Source organism: Pelosinus sp. IPA-1 (assembly GCF_030269905.1).
GTDB lineage: Bacteria > Bacillota > Negativicutes > DSM-13327 > DSM-13327 > Pelosinus.
This window is the reverse complement of the sequence record NZ_BSVC01000001.1, coordinates 1-13,488: the sequence shown is the minus strand read 5'-3', so window position 1 is coordinate 13,488 and position 13,488 is coordinate 1. Positions and strand designations below refer to the sequence as shown.

Below are 13,488 nucleotides of genomic sequence, written 5' to 3'. Positions count from 1 at the left end.
GAAATAGGATACTGGGGACGTTCCCTTTCGTCATCATATTGGAAAAGTACGTATATCAAATATGGGAAGATAATACAGCTCTCCGTATCAGGTATAACAGCGAAATGATTTAACAATATATAAATACATTGGACAGATCTCCTTGTCCCTCAAACCCCCGTCCATGACTGTCACTAGCGTTCTAATATGCGATAAATGGCTTTTGCTACACCATGCTCCACATTACTTGCCGTGATATATTTCGCCACCTCTTTAATTTCTGGTATTGCATTTTCCATAGCAAATGAATTGGGAAACTCTACAAACATAGAATAATCATTAAACCCATCGCCTAAAATAGCTACTTCGTCTTTATTTATCCCCATTCTAGCTGCAGCTTTGGCTAATATCCGTCCTTTGGTTGCATACCTATCATTAATTTCAATATTTGTTGTAAAACTAGAGGATACCACGATCCCTCTTAATTTATTTAATTTTTCTCGTGGTCCATATAATTCATTCGCTGTATCTGCAAAAGAAATAAATTTGCCTATTTCTACATTGCTTTTCAGAAATTCATCTATATTCGTTATGTATTTCATTTTAACAAAATGCGGATGATTTAACGCATTCTGGTAAATTTCATTTGAATCTGTAATATGCGGCCTAAAAATCTTTGATCGTTTAACCATACTATCAAATATTTCTTCCTCTGTATTCGTTGTATAATACCCATTATTTGTATATATCTCAACTGCTAAATTGCTCTCAGATAGTATGCTCATAATTTCAGTTACCAGACTCTTATCAATATAAATTCCTTCCACTATCGAACCTGCGATATCCCGATACTCTCCCCCATTCAAAACTACACATTCACATGTTAACCCATATTGATCTAAGAATGGCTTAACATCCTCATAGGCTCTACCAGTTGCAATAGCAAACTTTATTCCTTTTTTTTGCGCTGCGTGAATCGCCTCTAGATTTTCCTTTGAAATTTTCTGATCAAATATGAGCGTTCCGTCCATGTCAGATGCAATTAACTTTATCATTTAAAATTCTCCAATGTCTATTTTTTTCTTGTTTCGATTCGAAAGTTTTTCTATCTTTTTCAGTAGTCCATGCCATATCTTTTAGTAAAATCGCAAGGACTCCGACGAGTCAACCCAATAATTAAAATCTATTTTCACTCTATCTTTGTAATATTTCCTATAAACACAAAGAACTCCTGCCACAATTTCTACAAAAATTTGGCAGGGCACTACATCTTCCTGAACATTGACCCTTTCCCTCATACAATAAAAGGACATTCTTTCTGAAAGAGCGATTATATAAAAATGATAACGTCCCTACCCTCGGCACTCTGAGGATAGGGACGCTATCATTTTCAAAAGGCACCCTTTACAGAGTACCTTTCGTTCTATTTCCAATAAATCACCGCCTTGATGGCTCCCAGGATAATGCCTGCATGATAAAGCGTATGGAATCAGAAAATCCTTGTCGATAACTAACGGCCATACTTGCTGCTTCTCTTTCATTATTTTTATCCGCTAGCCTACTTAAAATGAGGTGTAAATTCTGAGGGAGTGCTGCTCGTAGTTCCTCTTCATATTCTTTAGCCGCTATATTGGAATAGTAATAGTCGTTTGATATTTGCTGTAGTGGTATGTTAAGGCTAATATCCTCCATAGAATCCATTGCACATTCAAAAAGGCTTTCTTTTTTCACGATAATCCTCTCCTTAGTATTTAAAGTGAACTCCTGCCATGTTTCTAAGATTGTTCTTATCCATGTACGCCCCTATTTTTTCTAGAATTAGACTATTCTACGTAGCCATGCTAATATGGTTTATCAATTTTCATATGTTTTTTAGAGTAATTTGGGAAAATCAACTAGGAACTATAGTTAGATATGAGTTATAATGAAATACATATGTAGTTATATATCTGTACCGCAAATACACAATTAATGAATTATTCAATATAGTAAGTATTGCTTACCATATTGAAATTATATCGTAAGTTATACTTACGGTCAAGAGGTTTTTATATGTTTAAAAAAGATCTTTTTATTGAACGTTTAAATTTACTTATGAAAGAGACTCAAACCTCCAAACAGGCTTTAGGAAATGCGATTGGTGTAAGTCGTCCAGCTATCAGCCAATTTGCGAGCGGCAGCAATCTACCTTCCATTGAAAAACTAGCGGCTATCGCTGATCATTTTGAAGTATCTATTGACTATCTCGTTGGACGATCCGATGACCCCAAGCGAAAATAGTGACTCATTATCCGAACAATCAAATCTACCAAAATATAGGTTAAAGGTGACCTGACCTCGCACAAGACAGGATGTATAGTTAAAATCCAAAAGCCAATTCCCTTACTATAAAGGGAATTGGCTTTTATGTTGTGTGGTAAAAGAAATCTTCTATTGATATGTTTTGTTTCACGCGGTTTATACAAATGTGTCAATGCATGTCAAGGGGACAGGTCCTTCGACATAGTGACTTTCTTATCTACAGGAAAGGGTCAATGTTATTTATAAGCGGAGGTTAAGTATCAGGTTGAAGCGTTAATAACATTACCCCTTCCTCTCCTTATAGAAAAGAATAACTCTTTTATTTTTTCTAACAAAACCGCCCCTACCCTCAACATTCTGAGGATAGGGGCGGTACTCATTTGCCTATTGGCTAAGCACTTTTTCCTGCTTCATAAGCTTTCAATAAAATCTCTTTATTCTTTGCTGCGGTGTTGGGACCTGGAGCGCCCGTCACTAAAATAGTGTCAACTACATGTAAGCCAAACATCTTAAGCACAGCTTCATTGGTTTGAAAAGATGTCTGAAAAGCCTGGGCGTTTGGATTCCCTTGAGAATATACCATAATTAGTTTTTGGGCGGCATACCTGGGCTTGAAATTTTCATCAAACAAGCCGCAGAGTCTATCCCATAACAGCTTCATTTGAGCTGTTACCTGCTTCTCTTTCACGATGTACAAAAATCCAACGAATTCCTTTGAGAATTTCGTTGGATTTTTATCCTTCTTAATCGTTCACTATCTTATTTCCTTAGACTCCAGGCAATCATAACAATGTTAAATTACACTAATTACTTTTACTCAGAATCATTTCAAGCAGTCCTCTTGCGGCTTCTTCTGGACCCTTTCGCTCCCAGCCTGCAATACTCAGCCTAGTACGCATTTGACCAACGAATATCCCTTGCTGAAAAAATGCCTCGAAATATTTCTTAGCGATGATTTCATGGATTTGTCTGTATTGAGATGGACCAAATACATTCGCAAAATAGGTTTGAACCAAGCCTGTAGACGTCGTAGTACCTTTACTCATAACTGCGCCCGATCTAAAGACATTAATTGCCTCTGTAGCATTGGAAAATTCCTCAATAATCGGATGCTCCTCATCAATCTGATCAAAATTATTACAATATAATAGGAAATCTACTTTATGTCCTTTGACTATTTTATCATACGTAGTGACCGGCAAAATCGTCCGAGCATTCTTCTGACTTGGGTTCATAATGATGGCTCTATCAATCTGACCAAAAGCGTAACCTGGATTCAAATCGTCTAAGCGAACATAAGCCCCTATTTCAGTACCATAACCAATAACCTCACCCTTCTCATTAATAGACAAAGATCCCATATCATCTGCAATAACAATGATATCTTGAATATACTCTTCTCCGAGAACACGAAAAGCTTCTAACGTTTCGGATTTTCCTGCTCCCGTATCCCCCATAACCAATACATTCGCTTCCTTATTTCCCTTTAGAATAATTCTAGCCATCGCACCATGGAAGGGCATTTTCCCCGTCTTCATCATTCGTATATTATGCAAGGTAAGAGCCATTTTCTTCAAATAACCGAAATACCCAAACTCGTCTCGATTGGGAATTGCCGCCACTAACATTTCATTCTCATTATCCTCATAAAATACAGTAGGCAGCTTAGTCAGACCATCCAAGACCTTGCCCGGTACGCCAAAAAGGAATACGGCATCTGGCTGTTTCTCAAGTTCATCATCATCCGCTATTTCAAATAGATTACACAAGGAGAAACCTAGTTCAAAAAAGCGATCCTGAAAATAAATATTAATAACCAGCGGTCCCACCTTTGCAGGATAGCACAGCCATTCATCTGCATGAATATCTACTAAATCCAGTGGATTTTGATCAATCCTCTCAAACTTACCTGTCCGTTTATTCATGGGAGGGTCTAAAACCAAAGGCGGATAGATGCATACCTGACGAATCATCTGAACCTGATTTAGTTTTTCATAGATCTTACCAGAAAAAGGTACAGCAACACTTGTACTGATCGCCGCCAATTCCGCACCAGCCGTTACCTGTCTAAACACCTTTGGATGATGTGTTATATTGATCTGCAAATCTCGATATGTCTTTCTTACTAGGTGATTTAATTTTTCTATCGTAGAATGGAATGTTCGATAAGGTCTAGCTTCCAACCCATCCCCTTCAGATTGGCAAACGATAAAGCGATTAAAATTCCGCCAATAATTATATAAGTATTGAACAAAATCATTAAGTAATTCTGGCTCTCTAGAAAACTGCTCAGAACCTTTTACAACCTGACTAACAAGGTTGACAGGCATTTTACATATGTAATGAAACGTATCGATTAAGATCTTAATATCTTCCTCTTTAATATCATCCTTATTCTCAAAAATATCTAATAAAGTAGATTTTCGCTTCGATAGTTCCTTGACTGCCATGGTAAGTATGGTAGCAAATAAATCACTACACAATAGCTCTTCCGATGTATCGCAGACCCTATTTTTCAGTTTAATGATAATTTGTTTGTCATTGATTTTACTTGAAATCATACTCACCGCTCCACTCCCCCACATTTTTCATGTTCCATTTAACATGGCTTATCGATTTTCCATAAACTACTGGTAAACCTCATAATAATTAATTCTCATTTTAAGATTCCTAGCTTTTAAATGTGTTATATAAGCTTTTAATTTCACAAAAATTGGTTAACAGCGAATATAATTATCTTACCTCAATTTATTGATATGGTAAATACTTCTAATCAAAATTTTACAAATATATACTGTATACAGAGAACTTCTGTCCCTATGTAAAAGACTCTCTTTCCCTGTGAAATTGTCTTCTATACCTTAGTCTAAAAAAACTCAAAGGGACGGTTCTTGTGAGTTACTCACACCCTCTTGTAAAATCGCTCACATTGCAAAGCCAAATCATATGGTTTAAACCTTGTCCCCAGTGGTCCTTCACTATTTTGTAGGGTGCTCCAAACTTCCTTAACCACCGCTTCTGCGCCTGTTTATATCCGCTGTCTAAGCAAAACTATTTCCTGCCCCAGTGCTGCATTATGCTCTACTATCGCTTGAATTAATGCCGAACCTATTCCCTGTCCTTGATAGCTTGGCAGCACAAATAAACTACCTACTTCGCCAATTTTCTCTAGCTCGTTTGCCGTACATTTTCGTATATCCTCACCGCACGATCCAAAGGAAATCGTACCAACGACCTGTCCCTCCCATTTTGCAATGAAAAAGAAAACCTCTGATTCCATTACCGCTAAAGAATCCGTAAGCAACTGTTTCTTATAGGCAATTTCTTTTTGAATTACTTCATCCCAGGAACCTAATCCTTCTGCATTAAAAGCTTCCAGAATGGTTGATTCAAAAACCGAATCGATTGCTTTCACATCCTCCATGATTGAACATGCTCAAAATGAAAAACTGAGTGTACAGACATTGGCGGATCACTTCAATGTTTCAGTTACCTATCTTTCAAAAATTTTAACGCAGTTGGTTAAGGCAGATTTAATTGAATCAACTTCAAGTGTGAAAGGCGGCTACGCCTTGCGCAAAGAGATTGAGGACATTTCCTTTATGGATGTTATTAAGGCAACCGAAGGAACCGGATCATTATTTGATTGTAGTTTCCAAACAGAAAGCAAGTGTTTGATACATAAAGCAATGGCAGAAGCAGAAAATATCATGGAGACGTATCTGCAGGATAAAAAGCTTTATGAAGTAGCCCAGAAATGTCAAGGGGACAGCTCCTTCGCATAGTGCCTTTCTTATTTACAGCTGAAAGGGTTAATGTTATTTTGCCCCCCTTCCCCTCCTTACAGAAAAGAATATGTCTTTTATTTTTTCTAACAAAACCGCCCCTACCCTCAACATTCTGAGGATAGGGGCGGTACTCATTTGCCTATTGGCTAAGCACTTTTTCCTGCTTCATAAGCTTTTAATAAAATTTCTTTATTATTTGCTGCGGTGTTAGGATCTCCCCCGCCCGTCACTAAAATAGTGTCAACTACATGTAAGCCAAACATCTTAAGCACAGCTTCATTGGTTTGAAAAGATATCTGAAAAGCCTGAGCGTTTGGATTCCCTTGAGAATATACCATAATTAGTTTTTTGGCGGCATACCTGGGCTTGAAATTTTCATCAAACAAGCCGCAGAGTCTATCCCATAACAGCTTCATTTGAGCTGTTACCTGCCAAACATATACAGGTGAGCCGAAAACCACAACATCAGCATCGATAATATGCTTAAACATGTTATCGAAATCGTCTTCTTGTATGACGCATTGTCCGGTCTTACGACAAACCAGACAGCCTTGGCAAGGTTTGATGTTCATATCATACAGATTAAAAGTAGTTATTTCGGCACCAGCATCTTGAGCTCCGCGAATAACCTCTTTAACGAGGGTAGCCGTATTACCATTTTTTCTTGGGCTCCCCAAAAAAGCGACCACTTTTTTCATGTTTTAATTCCCTCCATTAAAATAGTATTAGGATCATTCTATCACAAGGAAAACTCAAAGAATTGGACACACGGGATATTTCTTTTATAGTACCAAAGAAATGTCCCCTTTGACTTATATTGCTTCGTTTTTTTCCCTTGGATTTTTGCATTCACAGGGTACACGAGTTTGGCAAAGACCACAACCAGATGTCCTTTGACCACCATATTTTTCAGCCAACTGCACTGACTCTTCGCAAAATAAATAATTCCGGCACTTGCTCTTATCATGACCACTCATCGTAATCGCCCCTACGGGACAACGAGAAATACAGGCATTACAATGTAAACAATTGGCTCGGTAATCCTGTTCTTTTCGTAAAGTTGGCAGCAAGTTTAGGTCGGTGATGACTGATCCTAATCGCATAGCCATACCAGCTTCTGAGATGAACGCATCATTCATACTAAAAGTCCCCAAGCCTGCCGCATAGGCTGCATGTCGTTCCGACCAATTGGAGGCAATGCCTACTGGTGTGTCTGAAAAACACTGAAATACGCCTGATAGTGTTGGCGCCACCGCCTGATAGCCAAGTCCAGTAAGATACTCAACCATATGACGACGAAGTTCGCAATTAAATTCTTCACCAAAATATCGAGTTAGAGCCCATTCTCGTCCAGGCCACTGCTCCTGCGAACGATTACTTTGTCTTGCTAGTTCACTGATAGGCAAGACCCAACAGATTACTGTTCCGGCTGCTACCCTGTTATCATCCAAAGTAGCTGCGAAGATTTCGCGTGGCGTAAGATGAAACTCACCAATACTATTCTTGTACTCCTTGAACAAGGGATCATCCCAAGATGCATAACCCACTAGAGGTTCTGAAAAATAGTTCAACCCTGTTTCCTCATGCCGATTTCCCAGACTTGTCGCTACGAACCGACGAATTTCCTCCAAAATTTTTTCTTCCATGCCACCGTCTCCTTTCTGTACTGTTTAGTCCAGAATTATTATATATATAGGCATCAATTCAAAAAAACGATGCCTATAATACCCTCAGTTTAAAACGGTTAGTGCCACCTTTGCCATATCTTCCAAAACACCGCGGTTACAACGCCGTCTGGCGTCTACATTCATGCCAGTAGCTAAAGCCACGAAGAACCTAGCCAAAGACCGAACATCCCGCCCAGCAGCCAGTTCACCACGTTCTTGCCACTGTGCAATGAAAGCAATCAGCTCGTCTTCCATCTTTTCGGCGCTGCCCTGTATTATCTCACGAGTCTCTTGGTTAGCTGTAACCAATGCCGTAGCCGTATTGGTAAAAAAGCAACCCCCTGGATAACCTTCATGTACAGCTAGATCTATTATCTCTTGCAAAAAACAAGCAATACCTTGTCGTAGAGAAGGTGCCGATGCCAGTATCTCCCTACGCCGTTGCCTGACCATTGCAGCGTAATACTCTATGGTCTCACAAAACAGTTGCCTTTTGTCACCAAAAGTATCATACAAACTAGACCGACTTATTGCCATTGCTTCTATTAAGTCGGGAATACTCGTACCATCATAACCCTTTAGCCAAAAGACCTTCATGGCTTGAGCCAAGGCTTCTTTTCTTTCAAATTCTTTGGGTCTCGCCATTTTTTTTCATCCTCCGAATATTAGTATAACAATTCTGGATCAATCAGTCCATATCTTTCTTAAATTTCCTCTTTTTAGAATTCCGCTCTTTTATCCAAAGTTATTTTTAACAAGAATATATCTTTTGATAGAGGTATTAATTTCCAAAATGTTTTATTATACAAGAGGGTCAACGCGTAAACCTTACATAAAAAATAAAACATGAAAAGAGTGGATTTTTATTGAAATTTTCTATTATCCGAACGCTTAAAATATGCATAGTTCTGATAGTGATGATTGTTGCAGGCTTTTTTTCTATTAATCAATACGTTGAACAATTTGCACAAAAATATATTATTACTCCTGATATGCTTACTGTAAAGACGGATGCGATCCTTGTTCTTGGGGCATATGTTTATCCAGATGGTAGGGTATCAGATATGCTCAATGATCGACTAAGTCTTGCGCAAGAGCTTTATGAAAAGAAACTTTCTGATAAAATCATTGTCAGTGGTGATCACGGTCAAGAAGACTACGATGAAGTTAATGCCATGAAGATCTTTCTTAAAGACAAGAATATACTACCTGCAAATATCTTTATGGATCATGCTGGATTCAGTACATATGAAAGCATCTATAGAGCACGAGATATATTTAAAGTAAAAAAGATTATTATAGTAACACAAGGATACCATCTTTCCCGAGCCGTTTTTATTGCTAGAGAACTAGGACTTGAAGCGTATGGGGTTGCATCTGATCCACGCGAATATAACGCTACGCAAATGAGAAATTATAAGCTACGAGAAATTGCTGCTCGAAATAAAGATTTCATTTTGGCAAAATTCATTCAACCGAAACCAACTTTTTTAGGCGATGCAATATCGGTTAGTGGAGACGGTAGTATTACTGATGACCACAATTAGGTACGATAGAGGACACTGAGGACATCAGACCAAAAATTAATAGCATTTAAGCGGTTCTTTTTACAAGCCGACTATACAGAAATTGCATTGTATGCATTTTGACACATAAATTTAGCTAAAAAAATAATTCCTTGTTTGTATGCTTTTAAAGTTTTTTTCATTAAAGATATCAAACTTCATCAAAGTCATTCAAAAATGAGTAAGACATAGACTACTTAAAGCAACCTATGTCTTACTCACTTTTCATATATGCTTATATCCTAAACCTTTGAATAGCACTTTGCAAATCTTGAGCCATTTTTGCAAGGCTCTGACTAGAAGATCCTATTTCTTCCATAGAAGCCGACTGTTCTTCAGTAGATGCCGATACAGTATGGGTTTGTCCCGCTGTTTCTTTACTAATCTTATGAATAATTTCTACAGAAGCAACAACCTGCTCACTTCCACTCGCCAATTGTTGAATTGCAGCCGAAATTTCTTTCACTTGGCTCGATACCTCGTTAACAAGCTTCATTATGTTATTAAAGCCTTCTCCTGTACTGCTTACAACTTCAGTTCCAATCTTAACCTCTTGCGTACCCTCATTCATTGTAGCAACAGCTTTATCTGTGTCATTTTGAATTTCGCCAATAAGACTGGCAATTTGCTTCGTTGCCTCCTGGGATTGTTCGGCAAGCCTACGTACTTCCTCAGCCACTACAGCAAAACCCCGTCCTTGCTCACCTGCACGAGCTGCCTCAATAGCAGCATTTAAGGCGAGGAGATTCGTCTGCCCTGCAATACCGGAGATAACATCTACAATTTGTCCAATCTCCTTAGACCGATTGCCTAGCTGCACCACTACATTTGCTGAATTAGTAACCGCCCTTTCAATATTCACCATCTGGGAGATAGCTGTAGCAATTGACTTCGAGCCGTCCTCAGCTGCCACCGATGTTTTCTCAGATATTACAGATGCGGCGCTAGCGTTTGAAGCCACTTGCTGAATACCTGCTGACATTTTCTCTATGACCACAGTTGCCTCCCTAACAGCATTCACCTGATTTTCTGTTCCCTGTGCAACTTCAGTAATAGCGATAGCAATCTGACTTGTAACCTGGGAGGATTGCTCGGCACCGGCTGTCAGTTCCTCGGAGGAGGCTGCAAGTTGCTCTGCCGATTGAGAGATATTAGATATCAGTTTTTTTAGGTCTTTTACCATCTCATTAAAACTGCTAGCAAGATCACCCATTTCATCTCGCGTTGTTATATTAATTTTATTGACTGCTAAGTTGCCGTTTGCAATTTCTCTAGCATGATCACATACTATTTTTATAGGCCGGACAAATTTATTTGATATGAAGTATCCTAACGTGCCTATGATAAGGATTAACAAGTAAGAACTATAACAAATCGCTTCTGCACAATTTTTATAGGAGCCATTACTACATCTTTTGAGATTTCAGAACAAATAATCCAACCAGTCTTAGCATCATAGGTGTAATAGACAAATTTAGTATTTCCTTGATCATCCGTAATCGTTGTAGTACCATTCTTACCTGTGAACCCGTCTTGTATATAACTTTCCTGGCTTACATCTTTATGCTCGGCTGCAATATTAGAATCAGTATGGGCCAAGATTTTCCCTGAACGATCCACTATAAAAGCTACAGACTGCCGTCCCGCCCTTTCCCGCAAAAAGTCATCTAAGACAGATAGCGGCAGGGCTCCTTGGATGACACCCGTAATCGTTTCTTGGTTTTTAAGTGGCACGGCTAATACCACGATTGGTTTTCCATCTGACATACTAATGATGACATCAGATACCACTTCTTTACCATTTATTGAATCTTGGAAAAACTGCCGATGTGCTGCATTCCCAAGCTTTTGGTTATCATCACGAAAACGTTGGTTCCCCACTTTATCATCTACAACTAACTCCAACTTTGGATAGAGCTTTCTAGCATCTACTAAATATGATTTTCCATTCGGATCCAAACTAATAATGCTAGGATTCTGAGCAAGTACTTTTAGCACCACAAAGTGCATATCAAGATAATGGCTAACATCATTGCGCACCGCAGATAATATTTCCATATTTTTTTCATTATATTCTTGTATCGTTTGATCGTAGATTAGGTTGTAGTAATAAAATGAAGATAATACTAAAGGTAGACAGCTAACAATTAAAAGTATCATAATAATCCGTTTTTTCATGTTTTACCTCCAACTGAATATTATTTTGTACTTTGCTGTACAATAAATGTAAGTACTAGGTTCCCTCTTTTCCCATCGCCTCCCTGTCCCCACCAAGCCTGTCCACGAGAACTAGAAGTCATTCTTCCTCTCACCCTCCAGTGCATATCGGCACATGTAGGAATATAATGTTCTTATATATGAATCTCCTTCATATATAAGAACATTATATTCCATATATTTCTACATAATATATCCTTTTCCTGCATTTTTCCTATTTTATTATATCTACGTTTATTAAAACCCCAAATAATAATTAGGAAGCAAGGGGAAGGTGTAATATCTCCTGTAAACACAAAGAACTCCTGCCTAATTTCAACAGAAATTGGGCAGGAGTTCTTTCGCTATTACAAATGATATAAGAGCCTGTTTCAGGTATTTTCGCTTTCACCTTGTGAAGCTGGAAGGTCTGAAAATCCATTAATGAACCTGGCTTGAAGGGATAGATGGCTTGATCAATGATAGCCGAACCTTCTCCTTTGAAACGTAGATGAATTCCACGCCCGGGTGGGGTGAAATTTATCCCAGCGGTTCTGAACTGGGGTGGTATGATGGCAGATAAATTGATCAATCCCAAATCGCAATATAACAACATTTTGTCACAATATTCAATCAAGACAAAGGGTGAAATTTATATTAAACTGAAAGTATAATTGATAGTAGGAACTGGGGGATGCTGAAATAGAGCTTAGATTCCTACAATAAAAGGAGGCTTTTTCTTGATTATAATCAACAAAGACGTGCAAATTAAAAAAACAGGTGACAAAACATCACAAAAGGTCCTCGTCGCCGGGGATAAAATTATGATGGTAGAATTTTATTTCGATAAAGGTGGAATTGGTGTTTTGCATAAGCATGACGACCATGAGCAAATTGGTTATGTTACTAAAGGAAGTTTTGAAATTACTGTAGGTAACGAAACAAAAGTTGCCAAACAGGGTGATTGTTACTATGCTGCCAAGAATGTCTGGCATGGCGTTGTGGCCTTGGAAGACGATTCAATTCTGGTAGATGCTTTCACACCGTTGCGAGAGGATTTCCTCACAACCAGTGATAAATGAATGAAACCTGACAGTGAGATTCCCTTGTCCCTTGTTTGACAATTTTTTATAAGAGAAACTAATGTGACAAAAGGGATCGTCCCCGCTGTCATTCTTTTTAAAATAAAAAATTCGGAATAAAGAATTTAGCAGGAATTTTCAAACAAATAGCAAATTATCATAATTATATAAACTAACTAAATTAAGTTAATTAAGTTCCGCAACTGGCTGCAGTTTGAAAGGAAGTGATGGAATTAGCGAAACTCTTGGTCTTACAGCAACTTTTTAAATCACCTGATTCAAAGATTCTTGCAGCTGTTGCTCTTTCTGCCGGTAAAACCATGTGAAGTAGTAACAATTGGTATTAAATTATATATGAGGAGATGATATTTTGGCAGATTTAAAAGAACCCGCGCAAATTCAAAATAACGGAGTAAAGTGGATATCAAATTTACTTGTATCTATCGATAAGGCTTTTGAAGAATTATCAAAGATATTGTTGCTAACAATGATCGTAATTGTATGTTTTCAAGTATTTGCGAGAAAATTGTTCAGCTATACACCAACTTGGTCTCTAGATGTCACAATATTTTTACTTATATGGTTTTCATTTTTGGGCATTGCGATGGGCTTCCGGGAAAGAATACACCTTGCTTTTACTTCCATCACATTTAGCAAAAAAACAGATGTTTATATTGAAAAGATCATTTCGATTACTGAAATTATTTTTGCACTAATATTGATTGTTTATGGATCAAAGCTTATGTTAAACGACTTTGGTCAAACGATTCCTACCATGGGTGATTTGCCTATAGCCTACAGAACTCTCGCAATACCGGTATCAGGTGTTCTTATTCTGTTCTATGGCATATTTCAATTTTTTGGTGTTGATTTGAAAAGACATAAAGGATTAGGTGGTGGGCATTGATGG

The 13,488-nt window shown here is 38.0% G+C and carries 15 protein-coding genes; 5 read left to right on the top strand and 10 right to left on the bottom strand.

Going from position 1 to position 13,488, the window contains the following annotated elements; genetic code table 11:
• Positions 1-173: 173 nt before the first annotated feature.
• Positions 174-1,034, bottom strand: coding sequence for a Cof-type HAD-IIB family hydrolase (locus tag QSJ81_RS00075; protein WP_285715374.1), 861 nt, complete (start codon positions 1,032-1,034; stop codon positions 174-176).
• A 382-nt stretch (positions 1,035-1,416) separates the two neighbouring features.
• Positions 1,417-1,710, bottom strand: coding sequence for a hypothetical protein (locus QSJ81_RS00070; RefSeq protein WP_038667945.1), 294 nt, complete (start codon positions 1,708-1,710; stop codon positions 1,417-1,419).
• A gap of 321 nt (positions 1,711-2,031) precedes the next feature.
• Between QSJ81_RS00070 and QSJ81_RS00065 the strand changes: the two genes are divergently transcribed.
• Positions 2,032-2,259: a helix-turn-helix domain-containing protein gene (locus QSJ81_RS00065; RefSeq protein ID WP_285715373.1), complete on the top strand. Its 228-nt coding sequence runs from the start codon at positions 2,032-2,034 to the stop codon at positions 2,257-2,259.
• 412 nt (positions 2,260-2,671) lie between these two features.
• On the opposite strand, the gene QSJ81_RS00060 is transcribed toward QSJ81_RS00065, so the two are convergent.
• The 3 genes from QSJ81_RS00060 to QSJ81_RS00050 form a co-directional block, all read right to left on the bottom strand.
• On the bottom strand, positions 2,672-2,941 hold the full coding sequence (locus QSJ81_RS00060) for a flavodoxin family protein (protein ID WP_285715372.1): 270 nt from the start codon (positions 2,939-2,941) through the stop codon (positions 2,672-2,674).
• A 142-nt stretch (positions 2,942-3,083) separates the two neighbouring features.
• Positions 3,084-4,847: a hypothetical protein gene (locus tag QSJ81_RS00055; protein ID WP_285715371.1), complete on the bottom strand. Its 1,764-nt coding sequence runs from the start codon at positions 4,845-4,847 to the stop codon at positions 3,084-3,086.
• 461 nt (positions 4,848-5,308) lie between these two features.
• Positions 5,309-5,695: a GNAT family N-acetyltransferase gene (locus QSJ81_RS00050; protein ID WP_285715370.1), complete on the bottom strand. Its 387-nt coding sequence runs from the start codon at positions 5,693-5,695 to the stop codon at positions 5,309-5,311.
• On the opposite strand from QSJ81_RS00050, the gene QSJ81_RS00045 reads away from it, so the two are divergent.
• On the top strand, positions 5,661-6,065 hold the full coding sequence (locus QSJ81_RS00045; protein ID WP_285715369.1) for an RrF2 family transcriptional regulator: 405 nt from the start codon (positions 5,661-5,663) through the stop codon (positions 6,063-6,065). The two genes, QSJ81_RS00050 and QSJ81_RS00045, sit on opposite strands and share 35 nt — an antisense overlap.
• Positions 6,066-6,214: 149 nt before the next feature.
• Here QSJ81_RS00045 and QSJ81_RS00040 read toward each other — a convergent pair whose 3' ends face one another.
• From QSJ81_RS00040 to QSJ81_RS00030, 3 genes are all read right to left on the bottom strand, one after another.
• Positions 6,215-6,766: a flavodoxin family protein gene (locus QSJ81_RS00040; RefSeq protein ID WP_285715368.1), complete on the bottom strand. Its 552-nt coding sequence runs from the start codon at positions 6,764-6,766 to the stop codon at positions 6,215-6,217.
• A 114-nt stretch (positions 6,767-6,880) separates the two neighbouring features.
• Positions 6,881-7,714 carry an epoxyqueuosine reductase gene (locus QSJ81_RS00035; protein WP_285715367.1) on the bottom strand — a complete coding sequence of 278 codons (834 nt, stop codon included), beginning with the start codon at positions 7,712-7,714 and terminating at the stop codon, positions 6,881-6,883.
• Between the two features lie 84 nt (positions 7,715-7,798).
• The gene (locus tag QSJ81_RS00030) at positions 7,799-8,380 is read right to left on the bottom strand and encodes a TetR/AcrR family transcriptional regulator (protein WP_285715366.1); all 582 of its coding nucleotides are present in this window, start codon (positions 8,378-8,380) and stop codon (positions 7,799-7,801) included.
• A 272-nt stretch (positions 8,381-8,652) separates the two neighbouring features.
• On the opposite strand from QSJ81_RS00030, the gene QSJ81_RS00025 reads away from it, so the two are divergent.
• Positions 8,653-9,282 carry a SanA/YdcF family protein gene (locus tag QSJ81_RS00025; RefSeq protein WP_285716049.1) on the top strand — a complete coding sequence of 210 codons (630 nt, stop codon included), beginning with the start codon at positions 8,653-8,655 and terminating at the stop codon, positions 9,280-9,282.
• A gap of 253 nt (positions 9,283-9,535) precedes the next feature.
• Here QSJ81_RS00025 and QSJ81_RS00020 read toward each other — a convergent pair whose 3' ends face one another.
• Both QSJ81_RS00020 and QSJ81_RS00015 read right to left on the bottom strand, forming a co-directional pair.
• The gene (locus QSJ81_RS00020) at positions 9,536-10,657 is read right to left on the bottom strand and encodes a methyl-accepting chemotaxis protein (RefSeq protein WP_285715365.1); all 1,122 of its coding nucleotides are present in this window, start codon (positions 10,655-10,657) and stop codon (positions 9,536-9,538) included.
• The gene (locus QSJ81_RS00015; RefSeq protein ID WP_285715364.1) at positions 10,651-11,478 is read right to left on the bottom strand and encodes a cache domain-containing protein; all 828 of its coding nucleotides are present in this window, start codon (positions 11,476-11,478) and stop codon (positions 10,651-10,653) included. Before QSJ81_RS00015 ends, QSJ81_RS00020 begins: the two co-directional genes overlap by 7 nt.
• 758 nt (positions 11,479-12,236) lie before the next feature.
• Between QSJ81_RS00015 and QSJ81_RS00010 the strand changes: the two genes are divergently transcribed.
• Entirely contained in the window at positions 12,237-12,578 is a 342-nt protein-coding gene (locus QSJ81_RS00010) for a cupin domain-containing protein (protein ID WP_285715363.1), read from the top strand.
• Positions 12,579-12,948: 370 nt separating this feature from the next.
• Positions 12,949-13,485, top strand: coding sequence for a TRAP transporter small permease (locus QSJ81_RS00005; protein WP_285715362.1), 537 nt, complete (start codon positions 12,949-12,951; stop codon positions 13,483-13,485).
• Positions 13,486-13,488 lie beyond the last annotated feature (3 nt).